This is a genomic window from Streptococcus australis, assembly GCF_047463015.1.
Taxonomy (GTDB): Bacteria; Bacillota; Bacilli; order Lactobacillales; family Streptococcaceae; genus Streptococcus; species Streptococcus australis_F.
Map to the genome: position 1 here is coordinate 1 of NZ_JASHER010000002.1, position 23,094 is coordinate 23,094.

Annotated in this window: 17 protein-coding genes; 14 read left to right on the forward strand and 3 right to left on the reverse strand. The window is 41.3% G+C overall.

Annotated features, from left to right (window positions below; translation table 11 throughout):
• Positions 1–10: 10 nt before the first annotated feature.
• Positions 11–88, forward strand: coding sequence for an IS3 family transposase (locus tag QM873_RS01805; protein WP_414278829.1), 78 nt, complete (start codon positions 11–13; stop codon positions 86–88).
• Between the two features lie 59 nt (positions 89–147).
• Here the strand turns inward: QM873_RS01805 and nrdF are convergent, their stop codons facing one another.
• The 3 genes from nrdF to nrdH form a co-directional block, all read right to left on the reverse strand.
• Positions 148–1,107 carry a class 1b ribonucleoside-diphosphate reductase subunit beta gene (gene nrdF, locus QM873_RS01810; RefSeq protein ID WP_049486340.1) on the reverse strand — a complete coding sequence of 320 codons (960 nt, stop codon included), beginning with the start codon at positions 1,105–1,107 and terminating at the stop codon, positions 148–150.
• Between the two features lie 122 nt (positions 1,108–1,229).
• Positions 1,230–3,389 (reverse strand): class 1b ribonucleoside-diphosphate reductase subunit alpha, encoded by a 2,160-nt coding sequence (nrdE, locus tag QM873_RS01815; protein ID WP_414278703.1) that lies wholly within the window; start codon positions 3,387–3,389, stop codon positions 1,230–1,232.
• A 131-nt stretch (positions 3,390–3,520) separates the two neighbouring features.
• Entirely contained in the window at positions 3,521–3,739 is a 219-nt protein-coding gene (nrdH, locus tag QM873_RS01820; RefSeq protein ID WP_006596951.1) for a glutaredoxin-like protein NrdH, read from the reverse strand.
• A gap of 430 nt (positions 3,740–4,169) precedes the next feature.
• Between nrdH and QM873_RS01825 the strand changes: the two genes are divergently transcribed.
• From QM873_RS01825 to QM873_RS01885, 13 genes are all read left to right on the forward strand, one after another.
• Positions 4,170–4,433, forward strand: a complete 264-nt coding sequence (locus QM873_RS01825) for a phosphocarrier protein HPr (RefSeq protein WP_006596636.1) — start codon at positions 4,170–4,172, stop codon at positions 4,431–4,433.
• Positions 4,434–4,435: 2 nt separating this feature from the next.
• Positions 4,436–6,169, forward strand: a complete 1,734-nt coding sequence (gene ptsP / locus QM873_RS01830; RefSeq protein WP_120702149.1) for a phosphoenolpyruvate--protein phosphotransferase — start codon at positions 4,436–4,438, stop codon at positions 6,167–6,169.
• A gap of 387 nt (positions 6,170–6,556) precedes the next feature.
• Positions 6,557–8,458 (forward strand): 1,4-alpha-glucan branching protein GlgB, encoded by a 1,902-nt coding sequence (gene glgB / locus QM873_RS01835; RefSeq protein ID WP_414278704.1) that lies wholly within the window; start codon positions 6,557–6,559, stop codon positions 8,456–8,458.
• A 117-nt stretch (positions 8,459–8,575) separates the two neighbouring features.
• A complete protein-coding gene (locus tag QM873_RS01840) occupies positions 8,576–9,718 on the forward strand; it encodes a glucose-1-phosphate adenylyltransferase (RefSeq protein WP_023022737.1) in 1,143 nt (380 codons plus the stop codon).
• Complete coding sequence (gene glgD / locus QM873_RS01845) at positions 9,708–10,844, forward strand: glucose-1-phosphate adenylyltransferase subunit GlgD (RefSeq protein ID WP_117744047.1); 1,137 nt, start codon at positions 9,708–9,710, stop codon at positions 10,842–10,844. The genes QM873_RS01840 and glgD overlap by 11 nt, the downstream gene beginning before the upstream one ends.
• Positions 10,844–12,271 carry a glycogen synthase GlgA gene (gene glgA / locus QM873_RS01850; RefSeq protein WP_342991777.1) on the forward strand — a complete coding sequence of 476 codons (1,428 nt, stop codon included), beginning with the start codon at positions 10,844–10,846 and terminating at the stop codon, positions 12,269–12,271. The genes glgD and glgA overlap by 1 nt, the downstream gene beginning before the upstream one ends.
• 244 nt (positions 12,272–12,515) lie before the next feature.
• Positions 12,516–18,374 carry a ZmpA/ZmpB/ZmpC family metallo-endopeptidase gene (locus QM873_RS01855; RefSeq protein ID WP_414278705.1) on the forward strand — a complete coding sequence of 1,953 codons (5,859 nt, stop codon included), beginning with the start codon at positions 12,516–12,518 and terminating at the stop codon, positions 18,372–18,374.
• A gap of 270 nt (positions 18,375–18,644) precedes the next feature.
• Positions 18,645–18,845: a F0F1 ATP synthase subunit C gene (locus tag QM873_RS01860; protein WP_023022742.1), complete on the forward strand. Its 201-nt coding sequence runs from the start codon at positions 18,645–18,647 to the stop codon at positions 18,843–18,845.
• A 32-nt stretch (positions 18,846–18,877) separates the two neighbouring features.
• Positions 18,878–19,594, forward strand: a complete 717-nt coding sequence (atpB, locus tag QM873_RS01865) for a F0F1 ATP synthase subunit A (RefSeq protein ID WP_023026623.1) — start codon at positions 18,878–18,880, stop codon at positions 19,592–19,594.
• A 15-nt stretch (positions 19,595–19,609) separates the two neighbouring features.
• Entirely contained in the window at positions 19,610–20,104 is a 495-nt protein-coding gene (gene atpF, locus QM873_RS01870) for a F0F1 ATP synthase subunit B (RefSeq protein ID WP_023026624.1), read from the forward strand.
• Entirely contained in the window at positions 20,104–20,640 is a 537-nt protein-coding gene (locus QM873_RS01875; RefSeq protein ID WP_414278706.1) for a F0F1 ATP synthase subunit delta, read from the forward strand. The genes atpF and QM873_RS01875 overlap by 1 nt, the downstream gene beginning before the upstream one ends.
• A gap of 15 nt (positions 20,641–20,655) precedes the next feature.
• Positions 20,656–22,161 carry a F0F1 ATP synthase subunit alpha gene (gene atpA / locus QM873_RS01880; RefSeq protein WP_023022746.1) on the forward strand — a complete coding sequence of 502 codons (1,506 nt, stop codon included), beginning with the start codon at positions 20,656–20,658 and terminating at the stop codon, positions 22,159–22,161.
• A 15-nt stretch (positions 22,162–22,176) separates the two neighbouring features.
• Positions 22,177–23,064, forward strand: a complete 888-nt coding sequence (locus tag QM873_RS01885; RefSeq protein ID WP_031573410.1) for a F0F1 ATP synthase subunit gamma — start codon at positions 22,177–22,179, stop codon at positions 23,062–23,064.
• Positions 23,065–23,094: the final 30 nt, after the last annotated feature.

The following is a 23,094-nucleotide window of genomic DNA, read 5'->3' on the forward strand; positions in this document are numbered from 1 at the left end:
AAATTACATCATATTTTATAATGAAACTAGAATTCAACAGAGATTAAATGACCAGTCTCCTGTAGAGTACAGAAAACTGGTCGCATAAGAGGTTTTTTCTCTTGTCCCATTATTGGGGTGCAGTGCCATCTGGAAAGGTTTTTCTTCTTATAATCCGTAGTTATAATCGTCATCCTGCATAGCTTCTACTTCACCGAGGAGGTAACCATTTCCGACTTGAGAGAAGAAGTCGTGGTTGGATGTACCGGTTGAGATCCCGTTCATAACGATTGGGTTGACATCATCTGCTGAATCAGGGAAGAGCGGATCTTGTCCCAAGTTCATAAGGGCTTTGTTCGCATTGTAGCGAAGGAAAGTCTTGACTTCCTCTGTCCAGCCCACACCGTCATAGAGGCTCTCTGTATAGCCTTCTTCATTCTCATAGAGGGTGTAGAGTAGGTCATACATCCATTCTTTTAGTTTTTCTTGTTCGTCTTCTGGTAATTCGTTAAATCCAAGTTGGAACTTATAGCCGATATAGGTTCCGTGAACAGATTCGTCCCGAATGATCAACTTGATGATTTCAGCCACGTTGGCCAACTTGTTGTTTCCAAGATAGTAGAGCGGTGTGAAGAAACCAGAGTAGAAGAGGAAGGTTTCAAGGAAGACGCTGGCTACTTTCTTTTCAAGGGGAGTTCCATTGAGGTAGATCTCATTGATGATTTCTGCCTTCTTCTGAAGGAAAGGATTGGTATTGGTCCATTCGAAAATCTCTTCGATTTCTGACTTGGTATTCAAGGTAGAGAAGATAGAAGAGTAAGACTTAGCATGGACAGATTCCATAAATTGGATGTTGTTAAAGACAGCTTCTTCGTGGGGAGTACGGATATCTGCACGAAGGGCTTGCACACCAGTTTCGGACTGCATAGTATCCAAGAGTGTCAATCCACCAAAGACTTTACCTACCAAGTCTTTTTCTTTGAGAGATAACTTTCTCCAGTCGTCCAAGTCGTTTGACAAAGGAATCCGTGTATCCAACCAGAATTGTTCGGTTAGCTTTTCCCAAGTAGATTTATCGATGACATCTTCGATGGCATTCCAGTTAATGGCTTTGTAGTAAGTTTCCATTTGAAATCTCTTTCTTTTTCTAATTCATTCGATCATACAATCATTGTTATTCTAACACAATTGTTAGCATCCCGCACAAAAAGTCGGCGGACCGACTTTTGGTAGCAGTGGATCAGAGTGTCTTAGATGACACAGCTTTCACATTGGTTCGCGCCAACTTCTCCACCATCATCTGTAAAGGTACGGACGTAGTAGATAGACTTGATTCCCTTATTAAAGGCATAGTTACGAAGGATAGACAAGTCACGAGTGGTTTGTTTGTTTTCAGTTTTCCATTCGTAAAGACCTTTTGGAATGTCACTGCGCATAAAGAGAGTCAGTGAGAGCCCTTGGTCTACGTGCTCAGTTGCGGCAGCATAGACATCGATGACTTTCCGCATATCCATATCGTAAGCAGAAGTGTAGTAAGGAATGGTATCTGTTGATAATCCTGCTGCAGGGTAGTAGATCTTCCCGATTTTCTTCTCTTGACGTTCTTCAATCCGTTGTGTAATTGGGTGGATAGAAGCAGACACGTCATTGATGTAGCTGATAGAACCATTTGGTGCGACAGCCAAACGGTTTTGGTGGTAAAGACCATCTGCTTTCACTTTATCACGAAGTTCAGCCCAATCTTCTGCACTAGGGATGAAGATGTCTTTAAAGAGTTCTTTGACACGCTCTGATTTTGGAACAAATTTTCCACTTGTGTACTTATCAAAGTAGCTACCGTTGGCATAGTCTGATTTTTCAAAGTTGTGGAAGGTAACACCCCGTTCACGCGCGATGTTGTTTGATTCCACGAGGGTCCAGTAGTTCATAAGCATGAAGTAGATGCTAGTGAACTCAACAGACTCAGGTGATCCGTACTCGATCAATTGTTGCGCAAGATAGCTATGAAGTCCCATCGCACCGAGGCCAAAGGTATGCGCTAGGCTATTTCCATGGTCGATCGTAGGAACAGCGACGATGTGAGAACTATCTGTCACAAAGGTCAAAGCACGAACCATGGCACGAATAGAACGACCAAAGTCAGGTGAGGTCATCATGTTGACAACGTTGGTTGAACCAAGGTTACATGAGACGTCGGTCCCCATTTTAATGAATTCTTGAGCATCGTTGATCAAGCTTGGTTCTTGAACCTGGAGGATCTCTGAACACAAGTTACTCATGATGATTTTGCCATCAACTGGGTTGGCGCGGTTAGCAGTATCAATATTGACTACATATGGGTAACCAGATTCTTGTTGCAATTTAGAAATTTCTGTTTCCAAATCACGGGCTTTAATTTTTGTCTTACGGATGTTTGGATTAGCAACCAACTCATCGTATTTTTCAGTGATGTCGATATAGTTGAATGGCACTCCGTATTCACGCTCTACAGAATATGGGCTGAAGAGATACATTTCTTCATTCTTACGAGCCAACTCATAGAACTTGTCTGGTACGACGACACCAAGTGAGAGAGTCTTAACACGAACTTTTTCATCGGCATTTTCTTTCTTAGTTGAAAGGAAGGCGATGATGTCTGGGTGGAAGACGTTGAGGTAAACAACCCCCGCCCCTTGACGTTGACCAAGTTGGTTAGAGTAAGAGAAGCTATCTTCAAAGAGTTTCATAACAGGAACGACCCCAGAAGCAGCTCCTTCATAGCCTTTGATCGGTGCTCCAGCTTCACGAAGGTTGCTGAGGGAGATTCCAACCCCACCACCGATACGTGAAAGTTGAAGGGCAGAGTTGATAGAGCGTCCAATCGCATTCATATCATCTGTTACTTGGATCAAGAAACAGGAAACCAATTCTCCACGGCGGGCACGTCCAGCATTTAAGAAAGAAGGAGTAGCTGGTTGGTAGCGTTGGTGGATGATTTCGTTTGCGATGTCTTTGGCAATGTCTTCATTTCCATCTGCAAAATAGAGAGCATTGAAGAAGACGCGGTCTTCCATGCTTTCGAGATAGTATTCTCCATCATTTGTTTTAAGCGCATACTGGTTATAGAATTTATAGGCAGCCATGAAGGACTTGAATTGGAAGTTTTGGTCTTTGATAAATTGATAAAGTTCTTCCAAGAATTCTGGACGATATTTCTTGATAAAAGCTGTTTCGATATAGTTGTGTTCAATAAGGTAGTTGATTTTATCCGTTATTGAATCAAAGGCCATAGTATTTGGCGCAACATTTTCTTTAAAGAAAGCATCCAAGGCTTCTTTGTCTTTATGAAGCATGATTTGACCGTTTACTGGACGGTTGATTTCATTATTAAGACGGAAGTAGGTTACGTCTTCAAGTGATTTTAATCCCATAATGTTCCTTTTTCTAATTCAAAAACAAAGGGGAGGCAAGCTCCCCTGTACAAGTAAAAGGGCCAGGGAACACAGTAGTCAAGGACTACAGTCATCCATTCCCTAGACCAATCAAATCCTGTTTGATAATGTTAAGATAATTTCTTGAGCTTAGCTGGTTGGAAGCCAGAGAAGACTTCATCTGCCGTTTGGATAACTGGCGCAGCATTGAAACCAAGGTTCTTCACATGGTCTACAAACTCAGGTTGCTCATCTAGATTAATTTCACGGTATTCAACGTGATTGGTATCTAAAAAACGTTTGGTCATTTTACATTGAACGCAATTATTTTTTGAATAAATTGTCACCATAATGTGATCTAACTCCTCTAAATTCATAAATCTGTATCTAGTATAAACAAAAGGTTTTTCCTTGTCAAGAGTTTTAACTAAATATTGTGCACATAAATTAACTATACCGGAAGATACCACAATATGTAGTATTGTAAGAATTAGTGAAAATTGAGGAAAACGTGATAAAATATAGGTTTTTTAAGTCAAAGGAATTCCTATCTTTTTCCTAAAATTCTATATACTGTGTCCGTGAAAGCAATTCTATTTATTTAATAGAAGAAAGTAAAAAAAGAAGATCAAAAGAAGAGAAAAATTGAGTGCTTCCTGTAAGTATTTTCAGTAAGTGTGTGATAAAAATCTTGAAAAATAATGAAGAAGATGATATAATAGCAAATTGTAAGGGTTATCACAGATAACTCAAAACTAATTTTAAAAGGAGAGTCAAACTATGGCTTCTAAAGATTTCCACATCGTGGCAGAAACAGGTATCCACGCACGTCCAGCAACTTTGTTGGTTCAAACTGCTAGCAAATTTGCTTCAGATATTACTCTTGAATACAAAGGTAAATCAGTTAACTTGAAATCAATCATGGGTGTTATGAGCCTTGGTGTTGGTCAAGGAGCTGACGTTGTAATCTCAGCTGAAGGAGCTGACGCTGATGATGCTCTTGCAGCAATCGCTGAAACAATGGAAAAAGAAGGATTGGCATAAACATGACAGAAATGCTTAAAGGAATTGCAGCATCTGATGGTGTTGCCGTTGCTAAGGCATATCTACTTGTTCAACCCGACTTGTCATTTGAAACAATCTCAGTTGAAGATACAAATGCAGAAGAAGCTCGTTTGGATGCAGCTCTTGAAGCTTCACAAAACGAGCTTTCTCTTATTCGGGAGAATGCAGTAGCGAGCCTTGGTGAGGAAGCAGCACAAGTATTTGATGCTCACATGATGGTTCTTTCTGACCCTGAAATGGTTGGTCAGATCAAGGAAACAATTCGCACGAAGAAGGTGAATGCTGAGGCTGGTTTAAAAGAAGTTACAGACATGTTTATCACCATCTTTGAAGGAATGGAAGATAACCCATACATGCAAGAACGTGCAGCAGATATTCGCGACGTTACCAAACGTGTTCTTGCAAACTTGCTTGGTAAAAAATTGCCAAACCCTGCGACCATCAATGAAGAAGCAATTGTGGTTGCGCATGACTTGACCCCATCAGATACAGCTCAATTGAACAAACAGTTCGTTAAAGCTTTTGTTACAAACATTGGTGGCCGTACAAGTCACTCAGCGATCATGGCGCGTACACTTGAAATCGCAGCTGTTCTTGGTACAAACAACATTACAGATCTTGTAAAAGATGGTGATGTTTTGGCCGTATCTGGAATCACTGGTGAAGTTGTTATCAACCCAAGTGAAGAACAAATCGCAGAATTCAAATCAGCTGGTGAAGCTTACGCGAAACAAAAAGCTGAATGGGCTCTTTTGAAAGATGCGAAAACTGTTACTGCAGATGGGAAACACTTCGAGTTGGCTGCTAACATCGGTACACCTAAAGACGTTGAAGGTGTGAATGAGAATGGTGCAGAAGCAGTTGGACTCTATCGTACTGAATTCTTGTACATGGACTCTCAAGACTTCCCAACTGAAGATGATCAATACGAAGCATACAAAGCGGTTCTTGAAGGTATGAACGGTAAACCTGTTGTCGTTCGTACGATGGATATCGGCGGGGATAAAGAACTTCCTTACTTCGATCTTCCTAAAGAAATGAACCCATTCTTGGGTTACCGTGCTTTGCGTATCTCCATCTCTGAAACTGGTAACCAAATGTTCCGTACTCAATTACGTGCCTTGCTTCGTGCATCTGTTCACGGTAAATTGCGGATCATGTTCCCAATGGTTGCTTTGTTGACGGAGTTCCGTACCGCTAAAGGTATTCTTGAAGAAGAAAAAGCGAAATTGGTTGCTGAAGGTGTTGCCGTTGCTGACGACATCGAAGTAGGTATCATGATTGAAATCCCAGCAGCAGCAATGTTGGCTGACCAATTTGCCAAAGAAGTTGACTTCTTCTCAATTGGTACAAACGACTTGATCCAATACACAATGGCTGCTGACCGTATGAACGAACAAGTATCATACCTTTACCAACCATATAACCCATCAATCCTTCGCTTGATTAACAACGTTATCAAGGCAGCTCACGCTGAAGGTAAATGGGCTGGTATGTGTGGTGAAATGGCCGGTGACCAAACAGCTGTTCCACTCCTTGTCGGAATGGGCTTGGATGAGTTCTCAATGTCAGCTACATCAGTCCTTCGTACACGTAGCTTGATGAAGAAATTGGATACAACTAAGATGCAAGAATACGCTAACCGTGCTCTTACTGAATGTTCAACAATGGAAGAAGTTCTTGAACTTTCTAAAGAATACGTGAACGTAGATTAATTGATTTTAAGAATCTGATAACAAAGTTATCACCTTGGAAGAGGTGGTAGCTTTTTTATTTTGCTACTTTATTTGTCTTATAAAGGAAGTAGCTGAATAAAAATAGAGTAGATATCCCTATATCAAAACAAAAAATCTAAATTTTCTAAAAATTTTCGGAAATAGGTTTAATTACAATGATTTTTATAGTATAATGTTAGAAAGATAGTTTGAAAGCTGAACAATTGTGAATTGATTTTAGGAAATTTCAGGGAAAACTTGGAAGTTTTGAATTATTTTCATATATTTTCATCGCATTATTCAAGAAATAATCTTGAATATTTCAACTATTTATAGTAGAATAATACTAATAGGAAGCGCTTACATAAAAGCGAGAGAGGTGAGTGAATGGATACGAAACAAGCATTGTATACATTTGGAACTGGGGAGAACTTTCATCTTCAACATTATCTAGGGGCTCATAAAGAGCAAGTAGATGGTGTGGAGGGGTATTGTTTCCGCGTATGGGCTCCAAATGCACAGGCAGTACACTTAGTAGGTGATTTCACCCAATGGGAAGAAAATGAAATTCCTATGGTGAGAAATGAAGCTGGTGTTTGGGAAGTTTTTACAACAGCACCTCAAGTGGGAGATATTTATAAGTACCATGTTACAAGACAAAATGGCCACCGCTTGATGAAGGTGGATCCTTTAGCGGTACGCATGGAAAAACGTCCAGGTACAGGAGCGGTTATTACTGATATTCCAGAGCGGAAATGGAAAGATGGACTGTGGATGGCGAGACGGAGAAAACTTGGTTTTCGATCTCGACCAGTTAATATCTATGAGGTTCATGCTGGATCCTGGAAACGGAATGAAGATGGAAGTCCTTATTCCTTTGCTCAGTTGAAGGAAGATTTGATTCCTTACTTGGTGAAAATGAACTATACCCATGTGGAGTTCATGCCGGTGATGGCTCACCCGCTCGGACTAAGTTGGGGCTATCAATTGATGGGTTACTTTGCCTTGGAACATACTTACGGAACACCGGAAGAGTTTCAGGATTTCGTTGAGGCCTGTCACTTGAATAACATTGGGGTGATTGTGGACTGGGTGCCCGGACACTTTACGATCAATGATGATGCCTTGGCCTATTATGATGGGACACCAACCTTTGAATATCAGGACCATCATCGGGCTCACAACTATGGTTGGGGAGCAATGAACTTTGACCTAGGGAAAAACCAGGTCCAATCCTTCCTTATTTCTAGTGTAAAATTCTGGATTGAGTTTTATCATTTGGATGGAATCCGGGTCGATGCGGTCAGCAACATGCTCTACTTAGATTACGATAGTGGTCCATGGACACCAAATATCGATGGTGGAAATCTCAATTATGAGGGGATTCATTTCCTTAAACGAATGAATGCGGTGATTAAACTTGAGCATCCTGATGTGATCATGGTTGCTGAAGAAAGTTCATCTGGAACTAAGATTACTGGTCCAGAAGAATACGGTGGCTTAGGTTTTGACTACAAGTGGAATATGGGATGGATGAATGATATCCTTCGCTTCTACGAGGAAGATCCTATTTACCGGAAATTTGATTTCAATTTGGTGACCTTTAGCTTTATGTATGCTTTCTCTGAGAATTTCTTGTTGCCGTTTTCTCACGATGAAGTGGTGCATGGCAAGAAGAGTCTCATGCATAAGATGTGGGGAGATCGCTACAATCAGTTCGCCGGCTTGAGAAATCTCTTGACCTATCAGATTTGTCACCCAGGTAAGAAATTGCTCTTCATGGGTTCAGAGTTCGGCCAATTCTTAGAATGGAAGTCTGAAGAACAGCTAGAATGGTCCAATCTGGAAGATGACATGAACCGCAAGATGCAAGAGTTTACTTCCCAGCTCAATCAATTCTACAAAGATAACAAGATGCTCTGGGAAATTGATGATAGCTATGATGGTATTGAGATTATTGATGCAGATAACCGAGATCAAAGTGTCTTGACCTTTACTCGTAAGGATAAAAAAGGGAATCATCTGCTATGTATCTTTAATATGGCCCCAGTAGAGCGCAAGGACTTTACAGTCGGCGTCCCTGTTGCTGGAGTCTATGAAGAAATTTGGAATACAGAATTAGAGAAATGGGGAGGTGTCTGGAAAGAGCACAACCAGGAAGTGAAGACTCAAGAGGGATTATGGAAAGATTATCCACAAACCTTGACCTTCACCTTACCGGCTCTTGGAGCTAGTGTATGGAAAGTGAAACGTAAACTTCGTTCCAATGTGTCTAAAACAAAAAAATAGTTGTTGGTGATCAACTGATCGCAGTCTATGATCCCATTCCTAACTCTGTAGAAGAGGCCACAGTGCCTCTCCTCAGAACTGGGAAGAAGGTCTCGTCAATCCAAAAAGGAGTAATCAATGAAGAATGAAATGCTAGCTCTGATCCTTGCTGGTGGGCAAGGAACTCGCCTTGGAAAACTCACTCAAAGCATTGCCAAACCTGCAGTGCAATTTGGGGGACGTTATCGTATTATTGACTTTGCCTTATCCAACTGTGCCAACTCAGGTATCCACAATGTTGGCGTGATTACTCAGTATCAACCGCTTGCCTTAAACAATCATATCGGAAATGGTTCAAGTTGGGGTCTTGATGGTATTAATACTGGGGTTTCTATCCTTCAACCTTATTCTGCAAGTGAAGGAAATCGTTGGTTTGAAGGAACAAGTCATGCGATTTTCCAAAATATCGACTACATCGATAGCATCAATCCAGAGTACGTATTGATTCTTTCTGGAGACCATATCTACAAGATGGACTACGATGAAATGCTTCAGTCTCATAAAGATCACAATGCTAGTCTTACAGTAGCTGTATTGGATGTACCTTTAAAAGAAGCTAGCCGTTTTGGAATTATGAATACGGATGCCAACAATCGTATTGTAGAGTTTGAAGAAAAACCTGCAGAGCCAAAATCGACAAAAGCTTCCATGGGAATCTATATTTTTGACTGGGCTCGCCTTCGCAATATGCTAGTGGCTGCAGAGAAGAGTGACATCGATATGTCTGACTTTGGTAAAAACGTTATTCCAACTTACCTTGAATCTGGAGAAAGCGTCTATGCTTATGAATTCAAGGGCTATTGGAAAGACGTGGGGACTATTGAATCTCTCTGGGAAGCGAATATGGAATACATTGATCCAAACAATGCCTTGGATAGCCGCGACCGTCACTGGAAGATCTATTCTCGTAACTTGATTTCACCACCAAACTTCTTTGGCGAACATGCTAATATTGAAGATTCCTTGGTAGTGGATGGGTGCTTGGTAGACGGAACCGTAAAACGTTCTATCTTGTCTACGGAAGCACAAGTTCGTAAAGGTGCAGTCGTTGAAGATTCTGTTATCATGAGTGGTGCCATTATCGGACAAGGTGCTGTGATTAAACGTGCGATTATCGGTGAAGGAGCAGTTGTTTCAGAAGGTGTTGTCATCGATGGAACGGAAGAAGTACAAGTCGTTGGATATAACGAAAAAGTGGGGGTAGCAACAGATGAAGATTGATAAGTATTCAGCTATTTTAGGAAACACAGTGGGCTTCCATGATATGTCGTCATTGACAGATCATCGTCCTGTTGCCAGTCTGCCATTTGATGGGAAATATCGTTTGATTGACTTCCCGCTTTCTAGCCTCGCTAATGCAGGAATCCGTAGTGTATTTGGTATTTTCCAACAAGAAAATATCAGTTCTGTCTTTGACCATATCCGCTCTGGTCGTGAGTGGGGCTTGTCAACTCTTTTGAGCCACTACTATCTCGGTATCTACAACACTCCAGTAGAAAGTTCAAACGTTGGCAAGGAATATTATGAGCAACTATTGACCTATTTGAAACGCTCTGGTTCGAACCAGACAGTCGCTCTTAACTGTGATATCTTAGTAAACATTGATTTGAACCAAGTCTTCCACTTGCACAATACCGTTGACAGACCAATCACAGTGGTCTACAAAAAGATGCATCATCGTGACATCTCTGAAGTAAATGCGGTTTTAGAAATCGATGAGACAGATCATGTACGTGGACAAAAGTTGTTTGATGGAACAGATCCAGATGCTCTCTATAATATGTCAACGGATATCTTTATCGTTGATACACCATGGTTGATTGAAAAATTGGAACAAGAGGTTCACAAGGAACATCCAGAAAAATTGCGTTATATCCTACGTGATTTGGCGGTTGAATACGGAGCATTCGCATTCGAATACACTGGCTATATTGCCAATATTCATTCTGTTGAATCCTACTACCGCGCTAATCTTGATATGTTGGAAACCAATAAATTCATGTCTCTCTTCTCACCAAATCAAAAAGTTTATACCAAGGTGAAAAATGAAGAGCCAACTTACTATGCTCCTGGTTCGCAAATTAAGAATTCGCAATTTGCATCAGGAAGCATTGTCGAAGCTTTGGTACATGATTCTGTCATTTCTCGTCGTGTTCATCTCCACAAGGGGGCAGAAATTCGTAGCAGTCTCTTATTCCCGGGAGTCGTTGTCCATGAGGGAGCTGTCGTAGAGCATGCGATTCTTGACAAGGGCGTCGTAGTTGAGACTGGTGTAACCATTCGTGGAACCAAAGAAGCACCTCTTGTGATTAAAAAAGGTGCTGTGATTACAGAGGATATTGGATAATGAAATTATTGTTTGTTGCCGCTGAAGGAGCTCCCTTTTCAAAAACAGGGGGCCTAGGAGATGTGATTGGGGCACTTCCTAAATCCTTGGCTAAAAAGGGACATGATGTCCGTGTCGTCCTTCCTTATTACGATATGGTGGAGGCGAAATTTGGCGATCAGATTGAAGATGTGCTACACTTTACTACAAAGGTAGGTTGGAGAAGTGAGTATGTTGGGGTAAAACGTATTTTTAGAGATGGTGTTACCTTTTACTTCATTGATAATCAAAAGTACTTCTTTAGAGGACACGTCTATGGAGATTTTGATGATGGGGAGCGTTTTGCCTTCTTCCAATTGGCAGCGCTTGAGATGATGGAACGTGTAGATTTCATTCCAGATATCGTCCACGCTCATGACTACCATACAGCCATGATTCCTTTCCTTCTTAAGGAAAAATACCGTTGGATTCAAGCTTACAATGGTATTAAGTCTGTCTTGACCATCCATAATCTGGAGTTCCAAGGGCAGTTTGACCCAGGGATGTTATGGGATTTGTTTGGAGTTGGATTTGAGCGTTATGAGGATGGTACTCTTCGGTGGAAAGATTGCTTAAACTGGATGAAGGCTGGGATCCTCTATGCTGATCGTGTGACGACGGTTTCACCAAGTTATAGTTATGAAATCAGAACAGCTGAATATGGTTGTGGACTCGATCAAATCTTACGCATGGAATCTGGTAAATTAACGGGGATTGTGAATGGAATCGATACAGACCTCTACAATCCTGAAACAGACCCGCTCTTGACCTATCATTTCAATAAAGATGATTTATCAGGAAAAGCAGCAAGTAAGCGAGCTCTTCAGGAACGTGTCGGACTTCCGGTTCGCGATGATGTTCCCTTGTTTGGAATCGTTTCTCGTTTGACCCGACAAAAAGGGTTTGATGTGGTGGTTGAAGAATTACATAACCTCTTACAAAAGGATATTCAAATCGTTCTTTTGGGAACGGGAGATCCTGGTTTTGAACATGCCTTTTCTTGGTTTGCTCAAGCTTATCCAGATAAACTCTCTGCCAATATTATGTTTGATGTCCAGTTGGCGCAGGAAATTTATGCTGCTTCTGATGTCTTCTTGATGCCAAGTCGTTTTGAACCATGTGGACTATCTCAAATGATGGCCATGCGCTATGGCACGCTACCATTGGTTCACGAGGTAGGAGGACTTCGAGATACAGTACAAGCCTATAATGTGCTTGATGGTAGTGGTACTGGCTTTAGCTTTAACAACCTTTCTGGTTACTGGCTAAACTGGGCTGTAGATCAAGCATTGACAGTCTATACTCATGATAAGGATGCTTGGCTTGGTCTCCAAAGACAAGCCATGAGCCGTGACTTCTCATGGGATACAGCTAGTCAACACTATGCTGATCTCTATCAATCATTATAAGATCAATAAAAAACGCCTATTTAGGCGTTTTTTGCTTGAGTAAGAAAAAATTTACTACTAAAATATAGGTAATCAAAAAAAGGAAGAAATCTGAGTAAGATATGTTGCTAAAATCACTGAAAAAAGATAAGATAGGTAAAGGTAAAAAATCACAGGAAGCTAGGTTAGAGAAAGGGAGTATCTACTCCAAAAATAAATATAGCTTCTTATGACGTACTAATATTACTATGTAGGAAGTTATAGGATGAAACAAACAAGAAAAGCTGTTGAAAAGATTACGAAGTATTCGATTCGAAAATTATCCGTCGGAGTAGGACCGGTTGCTATTGGAGCCTTTTTCTTTGCAACCAGCTTGTTAGGTGCACCATCCGTACAAGCAGATCAACTGACTCGAGAAGCAACAGTTCATTTAGGCTATGTTACGGAAAATGAGTTAACACCCGAAGAACAAGCCCAGGTGATTCATGCTATTCCTGAAGAGTATCAAAATGAAGATACCTTTTATCTGGTGTATAGGAAGAAAACAGCTAGCCAAGGGCTGCTGCCACAAACAGGCACGACCGAATTAGCAATTGCAGGTCTTAGTCTGGCGACTGCCTCCTTTGCAGTTCTTTTGCTTTCCAAGAAACATCGTAAAAAAGTAATGGGACTTTTATTAATTGGTTCCATGGGGCAAAGTCTGCTCTTGTCTATCGATGCTGCGGCCTTGCAAAATATTGAATTACGAAGCTACAATCACACTCTTTCCATTGCAAGCAGTAAAGAATTAGCCAATGGTGTTATTCCGATTGAAGGTTATGACTATGTCGGCTATCTTCGATATTCAGCTACTCCTAAATTGGATGGGCAAGCACCTGTCGTGAAAGGTAAAGAAAAGCCGGCCATCTCCGGTCTCTATCAACCCGCAACGAAAGAGGAGACTCTAACTCAGGTTACACCAAATGAAGGCCCTACTTTCCCTCTAGTGGAGAAGCCAAGAGTTGAAGTATCAACAGAAATTATTCCATTTGAAACTGTAGAACAAATAGATCCTACTTTGGCCAAAGGTCAAACGACAGTTCTAAGAGCTGGGCAAAATGGGGAACAAACTGTTTTAATAGAAGTGAGTACGGTAAATGGTCAGGAAGTTCGCAAAGTACTTGAAAGAACTGTAACAAAAGAAGCAGTTCCACAAATAATTGCTATTGGAACAAAGGAGGAGATTCAACCAAGTCCTCAACCTGTTCCAGTTGTAACTGCTAAAGGAACACAGGAAGAAGGTCATGCAGGGGAAGCTCCTGTACAGCCAGAGAACCCAGCTTATACCGGTGTTGTTGAAGCCAAGGGGACGCAAGAAGAAGGTCATGTGGGCGAAGCTCCTGTACAGCCAGAGAATCCCGCCTATACAGGAGTGGTGGAAGCCAAAGGGAACCAAGAAGAAGGCCATGTTGGTGAAGCTTCTGTACAACCAGAGAACCCAGCTTATACCGGTGTCGTTGAAGCCAAGGGAACACAGGAAGAAGGTCATGTGGGCGAAGCTCCGATTCAGCCTGAGAATCCAGCTTACCAAATAATGGAAGGAACGGTTACAGAAACAGAAACAGAGGTCCTTCCGTATGAAACCGAATATGTATCAGATGCAAATCGCTATACTGATGAAGAAAGTATCCTTCAAAAAGGAGAGGCAGGTAGTCAGGAAGTTCGCCGTGTCTATAAAACGGTCAATGGCGAGAAGATTGGTGAGCCTCTCAGCACAACAACTGAAACGGTAAAAGCACCTGTGACAGAAAAAATTAGTCGTGGGACCAAGGAGATTGAAGGGCAAGCAGAGGAAGTCGCTTTTGAGGAAATTCCATTTAAGACGGTAACCGAACAAGATGCCACCCTGCTAAAAGGAAGCGAAAGGGTTTCTCAAGCAGGAAAAAATGGGAAGAAGAAAATCACCAAGCTCTATAAGACCATTAAAGGTGTCAAAACTACGGATGCTCCAACGGTTTCGGAAGAAGTAGTTGAACAAGCCCAAGATCAGATTATTAAAAAAGGAACCAAAGAACTAGCTAAGCCAACCTTGACCTTGACTCAGGTCGATAAGGAAGAATTGAAGCGTAGTGCCAAAGCTACCTATCAGTTAGACAAGCCAGAGGGGGTGACCATCAAGTCTATCCAGGCTGTATTGAAGAAGGGTGATCAAGTTGTGAAAACTTTTGCCCTTTCAGAGACTGATTTAGCAGCTGCCTTACTGGATTTAGACTACTACAAGGATTATACGCTTGCTACGACCATGGTCTATGATCGTGGAAATGGGGATGAAGAAGAGGTTCTCAAGGAAGAACCACTAAGACTTGACCTTAAAAAAGTCGAAGTCAAAAACATCAAGGAAACCAGTCTGATTAGCGTGGATGACCAAGGCCTTGAGACCGATCGTAGCCTCTTGTCAGAAACACCTTCAGATGTGAAACCTTATTACTTAAAGGTTACCACCCATGATAATAAGGTCACAAAACTGGCCGTTGATAAAATTGAAGAAGTCACAATTGATGGTAAATCATTATACAAGGTGACTGCTAAAGCACCTGATCTCATCCAACGAACAGCAGATAAGCAGTTCAGTGAGGACTATGTCCATTACATTGCGAAGCCAAAAGCTCATGAAGGAGACGTCTACTACGATTTCAACGAACTTGTAAAAGCTATGCAAGCCAATCCGACTGGTACCTTTAAGCTTGGTAGCAATATGAATGCTGCGAATGTGCCAGCAACAGGAAAATCCTATGTGACCAATGCCTTCAGGGGGATTTTGGAAAGTACAGAAGGTAATAAATTTGCTATTCATAACATTACGAGACCATTATTTGGGAACATCGAAGGTGGTTCGGTTAAGAATCTTCTGCTTGAAAACGTCGCTATCGACCTACCTACGGTAGATCGAGTAGCACCAATTGCAAATGTTATCAAGAATAATGCGACTGTCGAAAATGTTAAAGTAACAGGGAATGTTGTTGGGGGCAACGATGTAGCTGGTATTATCAATAAAATTGATGGCAGTGGGAAGGTAAGTAATGTTGCCTTTATCGGAAAACTTCATGCTGCTGGAAACAAAGGTTGGTACTTAGCAGGTATTCTTGGTGAAAACTGGAAGGGTGTTGTTGAGAAAGCATACGTTGATGCTGAAATTACTGGTAATAAAGCAAAAGCTGCAGGTTTAGTTTATTCTTCTCAAAACGGTGGAAATAACCACACAGTAGGTAAAGAAGGAGTTCTCAGAAATTCAGTTGCTAAAGGTTCTATCGAGCTGAAAGAAGCGGTTCAATCTGGTGGATTACTGGGGACCAACTGGGCCTTGGGTGCCATTGAAGACAACATCACCATGATGAAAGTCAAAACAGGTGAGATGGTCTTCGGACACTCGGATATCGATGCAGATGATTACTTCACTTATTCAAGAACCAAACGGAATTTCAGTGTGGAGGACGTGAGTGAAGGTAAGAAATCCTTTAACAACTCCCGTAAAATTCCAAGCATTTCCCTTGCAGAAGCTGAGCAGAAAATTGAAGCAATGGGGATTACTGCTAATACATTTACCAGCGACAAACCAATTGAAGACAAGCTCAATAACCTTCTTAACAAAGACGATCAATACAAGGCAATTGATGGCTACGACGCCTCTCGCGAACTTGCTTACCGCAATATAGCAAAATTACAGCCTTTCTATAACAAAGAGTGGATTGTCGATCAAGGAAACAAATTGGCTGCGGGTAGTCCTCTCTTGACCAAGGAAGTCTTATCTGTGACGGCCATGAAGGGCAATGATTTTGTCACAGAATTGGCTGATGCCGACCACATTCTGATCCATTACTCTGATAAGACAAAAGATATCTTTAGCATTTCACCGAAAGATTCTAAAGTCAAACAAGTGAAAGAGTACAGTGTAGCAGAACTTGGTGAAGTGGTCTACACGCCAAATATGGTTGACAAAGACCGGACTGAGCTCATTAGTGCTATTGTTGAAACATTAAGTCCTGTAGAATTACAATCTGATCCCATCTACACACACCTTGGTAGAACTGGTCCAAATAAAGTCAATGCTATTAAGAACCTCTATCTGGAAGAAACCTTCAAAGAGGTGAAGGATCATTTGACTCACTTTGTGAAACAGTTGGTTGAAAATGAGGACCATCAATTAAACACGGATGAGGCTGCAAAACGGGCTTTGATCAAGAAAATTGACGACAACAAGGCAGCAGTTCTCCTTGGTCTTTCTTACCTCAACCGTTATTACGGGGTGAAATTCGATGATGTCAATCTCAAGCAACTCATGTTGTTTAAACCAGACTTCTATGGGAAGAATGTTGATGTATTAGACTTCTTGATTCAGATTGGTTCTAAAGAAAGTAATATTAAAGGCGATAGAACTTTAGAAGCTTATCGCGAAGCTATCGGAGGAGTTATCGGTATAGGCGAGTTAAATAGTTTCTTAGACTATAATATGCGTCTATTCACAGAAGACAAAGACCTGAATGATTGGTTCATCAAAGCAACCAAAGACAATGTCTATATTGTGGAGCCAAAAACAACGACTCCTGAGTTTGCGGATAAGAAACACAGAGCTTACGAAGGCTTAAATAACGATGTGCATGGCAAGATGATTTTACCACTCTTGAACTTAAAAGATGCCCATATGTTCTTGATTTCAACCTACAATACCATGGCCTACAGTTCCTTCGAGAAATACGGTAAGAACACTGAAGCGGAACGAAATGCCTTCAAGGCGGAAATTGATAAGGTCGCTAAAGGGCAACAAAATTACCTAGATTTCTGGTCTCGTCTAGCAACGGATAAGGTTCGCAATCAGCTCTTGAAAAGCAATAATATGGTGCCGACCCCTGTCCTTGATAACCAAAACTATAAAGGCATTAGTACAGATCGTTATGGACATACAGATAGTGGCAAAGATGTTGCTCCAATCCGTGAATTGTACGGGCCTACCGATCGTTACCATGCGACAGATTGGCGGATGGGGGCTGTAGCTCGAATTTACGGAAATCCTTATAAAGATGATTCCGTCTTCTTCATGGTAACGGATATGATCAGTGATTTTGGGGTTTCTGCCTTTACGCACGAAACGACGCACGTCAATGACCGTATGGTTTACTTAGGTGGTTGGAGACACCGCGAAGGAACAGATATTGAAGCCTTTGCCCAAGGAATGCTCCAAACCCCATCTGTATCCAATCCAAATGGGGAATACAAAGCCTTAGGTCTCAACATGGCCTATGAACGTCCAAACGATGGCAACCAATGGTACAATACCAATCCAAATGACCTCACCTCACGTGACGAAATTGATCGTTACATGAAGGGTTATAATGATACGCTCATGCTTCTGGATTATCTAGAAGGAGAAGCTGTCCTCAATAAAGGCAGTCAAGACTTGAACAATGCTTGGTTCAAGAAGGTTGATAAACAATACCGAGGAGCTAACACCAAGAATCAATTCGATAAGGTCCGTCCTTTGAGTGATGAGGAAAAAGCCATTGCTTTGCATACAGTAGATGACCTCATTACCAACAACTTCATGACCAACCGTGGTCCTGGAAATGGAGTCTATAATCCATCAGACTTTGGTTCAGCCTATGTGACTGTGCCAATGATGACGGGTATCTATGGTGGCAACACCAGTGAAGGGGCTCCAGGAGCTATGTCCTTCAAACACAATACCTTTAGAATTTGGGGCTATTATGGCTATGAAAAAGGCTTCCTAGGATATGCTTCAAACAAGTATAAACAAGAATCCAAACAAGCTGGACTTGCCACTCTAGGAGATGATTTCGTTATTCAGAAAATTTCTGAAGGAAGATTTAACAACCTTGAAGATTGGAAGAAAGCTTACTTCAATCAAGTTGTGACAAGTGCCAAAAAAGGAATTCAATCTATTGACATCGATGGTAAAACCTACAATAGCTATGAAGACTTGAAACGTGCATTTGCTGAAGCAGTTGATAAAGATAAAGCAACCCTAAGTAACGGCTCTGTCAAATTTGGCAATACTGTTTCACTGAAAGAAAAAGTCTTTAAGAAATTGCTGCAAGAAACGGACAGTTTCAAAACCTCTATTTTTAAATAGGAAGAAAATGCTCATCTGCTTAGCAGGTGAGTTTTTCTATTTTTTATAAAAATGGGTCTCCTGCTGAAAAAATAGTATAAATTTTTATTGAAAGCAAAAATAGACAAAGCGTCTAAAAACGATTAGGGTCTTTTGAAAACTAGTGGCAAGAGGAATTTTGAAAGTAGTAACAGAATTGCTATAAAACGTTTTCTTTCTAGGCAAACATTTGACTATTATATCTTTTAGGAGTAAACTAGAGGAGTAAAATATATTTAAGGAGAATTCATCATGAATTTAACATTTTTAGGTCTTTGTTTAGCCTGTTTTGGTGTGTCACTTGCGGAAGGTTTGATGATGAGCAATCTGTTCAAATCTGCATCACGTCAACCAGAAATTATTGGTCAATTGCGTAGTCTCTTGATTCTTGGTGTTGCCTTTGTAGAAGGTACCTTCTTTGTAACCCTAGCGATGGCATTTGTCATTAAATAGACAACTCTATTTAGAAATGGAGGTGTCAAACCATGGAAGAAAGTTTGAATCCAACCGTTAATATTGGACCAATATCCTTTGATTTGACCCTGCTTGCCATGTCTCTTGTAACTGTTTTGATGGTTTTTGCCTTTGTCTATTGGGCAAGTCGTGAAATGACCATCCGTCCAAAGGGCAAACAAAATGCTCTTGAGATGATTTATGACTTTGTGATTGGTTTTACCAAACCAAACATTGGAGAATCATACATTAAGGATTATTCCTTGTTTCTGTTTTCTCTATTTCTGTTTATCTTGGTGGCCAATAATATTGGCTTAATGGCAAAAGTACAAACAACAAACGGTTATAACTTGTGGACTTCCCCAACAGCTAACCTTGGATACGATTTATCCCTCTCATTATTGATCACTTTGATCGCCCATGTAGAAGGAGTTCGTCGTAGAGGCGTTAAAGAATATTTGAGAGCATTTGTTACACCTGGCTTTATGACTCCGATGAACATTTTAGAAGAGTTCACCAATTTTGCTTCCTTGGCGATTCGGATCTACGGAAATATTTTTGCCGGTGAGGTCTTAGCTGGATTGCTATTGACCTTGTCACAAAATGCTTTGTATTGGTATCCTTTTGCCTTTATCGCAAACATGTTATGGACAGCCTTTTCAATTTTCATTTCATGTATCCAAGCCTATGTATTTACCATGTTGTCATCCATGTACATAGGTAAAAAAATAAACGGTGAGGAAGAGTAAGTAGAGGAGTAGAAGATGGATTTAACAATTGGTACCATTATTGGTGACTTTATACTGATCGCTGGTTCCTTCCTCTTATTAATCTTTTTAGTAAAGAAATATGCTTGGGGTAATATTACTAGTATTTTGGATGCGCGTGCTGAAAAAATTACCAACGATATTGACGAAGCAGAGGCAGCCCGTAAAAAGGCTGAGGAACTAGCTGCAAAACGCGAAGCGGAGTTGGCAGGTAGTCGTCAAGAAGCAACGACAATTCTTGAAACAGCTAAGGAAACAGCCGAAAAAAATAAGGCTCATATTCTCAGTGAAGCTAACCAAGAAGCCCTTCGCTTGAAAGAAAAAGCGCAATTAGAAATTTCGCAAAATAAAGAAGAAGCGATGAACAGTATCAAGGGAGATGTCGCAGACCTAACCGTCAACTTGGCAGGTAAATTGCTAAGCCAACAGTTGGACTCTGAAGGCCATCGCCAACTGATCGATCGCTACCTAAATGAATTAGGAGATGCCTAATGGACAAAAAGCAATTAATGGTAATTGAGAAATATTCCCAGCCTTTTGTTCAATTGGTATTTGAAAAGAATCAGCAAGATGACGTTTATGAAAAATTAAGTCAAATTAAGGCTGTTTTTGAAGAAACAGGCCTTGCTGCATTTTTAGCTCATATCGGTGTAGAGGATGAAGAGAAAGCGAAGAGTCTTCGACTCTTTCAAAACTCGGATTCAGCATTACTAGACCATTTGATTGAAGTGGTTATTCTCAATCATCGTGAAGCCTTATTTTATGACATTGTCAGAGTTAGTATGGATCAAATTCAACAGCTGAGCAACTGTTTCGAAGTAACCGTTTCTTCGGTTGCCGGACTGGATCAGGCTCAAAAAGAAAAGTTGATCCCTATTATTGAAAAGAAATTTGGTATCCAAGTTCGTTCGCTTAAAGAAGAACTGGATCCAGTTCTGATTGGTGGTTTTGTGGTTTCAGCAAATCACAAGACGCTTGATACCAGTCTCAAACGTCAATTGCAAGTCATAAAAGCAAATTTGAAATAGAAAGTGGTGTGAATTTTGGCGATTAACGCACAAGAAATCAGCGCTTTAATTAAGCAACAAATTGAAAATTTCCAGCCAAATTTTGACGTCACAGAGACCGGAGTCGTTACCTATATTGGTGACGGGATTGCGCGTGCTCATGGCCTTGAAAATGCAATGAGTGGGGAGTTGTTGATCTTTGAAAACGGCTCATACGGAATGGCGCAAAACTTGGAAACGACAGATGTCGGGATTATCATCCTTGGAGACTTCACAGACATTCGTGAAGGAGACTCGATTCGTCGGACTGGTAAAATCATGGAAGTCCCTGCTGGGGACGCCTTGATTGGTCGGGTTGTCAATCCTCTTGGTCAGCCAGTGGATGGCTTGGGAGAAATCGTAACTGATACCTTCCGTCCAGTTGAAACACCAGCTCCTGGTGTTATGCAACGGAAATCTGTATCAGAGCCTCTTCAAACGGGCTTGAAAGCCATTGATGCCCTTGTTCCGATTGGACGAGGCCAACGGGAATTGATCATCGGAGACCGTCAAACAGGAAAAACCTCAATTGCCATCGATACTATCTTGAACCAAAAGGATCAAGATATGATCTGTATCTATGTAGCAATTGGACAAAAAGAATCAACGGTTCGGACACAAGTAGAAACACTTCGTAAGTATGGAGCCATGGATTACACCATTGTGGTGACGGCATCAGCCTCACAACCATCTCCACTCTTGTTCCTTGCACCTTATGCAGGGGTTGCTATGGCCGAAGAGTTCATGTACAATGGCAAACACGTTTTAATCGTCTATGATGATTTGTCTAAACAAGCCGTTGCATACCGTGAATTGTCTCTTCTTCTTCGTCGTCCGCCAGGACGGGAAGCCTTCCCAGGGGATGTTTTCTACCTTCACAGCCGTTTATTGGAACGTTCTGCGAAAGTATCGGATGAATTGGGTGGTGGTTCCATTACTGCGCTTCCAATCATTGAGACACAAGCAGGGGATATTTCTGCTTATATCGCGACTAACGTAATTTCGATCACAGATGGCCAAATCTTCTTGCAAGATAGCCTCTTTAACTCAGGAATTCGTCCAGCCATTGACGCAGGATCATCTGTGTCACGGGTTGGTGGATCAGCCCAAATCAAGGCTATGAAGAAGGTTGCGGGGACTCTCCGTATTGACCTAGCTTCTTACCGTGAGTTGGAAGCCTTCACCAAGTTTGGTAGTGACTTGGATGCCGCTACTCAAGCTAAGTTGAACCGTGGTCGCCGGACAGTAGAAGTCTTGAAGCAACCAGTCCATGAACCATTAACTGTCGAAAAACAGGTAGTCATCTTGTATGCTTTGACACATGGATTCTTGGATAGTGTACCTGTTGATGATATCCTTCGCTTTGAAGAGGAATTGTTTGCCTTTGTAGAAGTGCATCATCCAGAAATCTTTGAAACCATTCGGACGACCAAAGATCTTCCAAGTGAAGAAACAATGGATGCAGTGATTACTGACTTTGTCAACCAATCAAGTTTCAAATAGAAATAGGAGTGGCAGATGGCAGTTTCTTTAAATGATATCAAAAATAAAATTGCATCGACAAAGAATACCAGTCAAATTACAAATGCTATGCAGATGGTATCTGCTGCCAAACTTGGGAAGTCTGAGCAAGCTGCCAAGGACTTCCAAATTTACGCATCTAAGGTTCGTAAGCTATTGACCGACCTCTTACATGGACATGAGGCTGAGAATGATAAGTCTAAGTACCATCCATTTTTAAAGAGTCGGCCTGTCAAAAAGTCTGCTTATATTGTCATCACTTCTGACCGTGGACTAGTGGGTGGCTACAACGCCTCTATTCTCAAGTCTGTCATGGAATTGAAGGAAGAATACCATCCAACGGGTGAGGATTTCGAAGTCATCTGTATTGGAAGTATTGGGGCAGATTTCTTTAGAGCAAGAGGCATCCAGCCGGTTTATGAACTACGTGGCCTAGCTGATCAACCAAGCTTTGATGAAGTGCGGAAGATCATTAACAAGACAGTCCAAATGTATCAAAATGAATTGTTTGATGAATTGTATGTCTGTTATAACCACCACGTCAATAGTTTGACCAGTCAATTGCGGGTTGAGCAAATGCTTCCGATCATTGACTTGGACCCCAACGAAGCAGATGAAGATTATATCTTGAATCTGGAGTTGGAATCAGACCGAGATGCGATTTTGGATCAATTGCTTCCACAGTTTGCTGAAAGTATGATTTATGGAGCCATCGTTGATGCCAAAACAGCTGAAAATGCTGCCGGTATGATGGCCATGCAAACAGCAACAGACAATGCCAAGAAGGTAATTGATGAATTGACCATTCAATACAACCGAGCTCGTCAGGCAACCATTACGCAAGAAATTACGGAAATTGTTGCAGGAGCGAGTGCGCTTGAGTAGTTGATTCGATGCACATTTTAACAATACAAA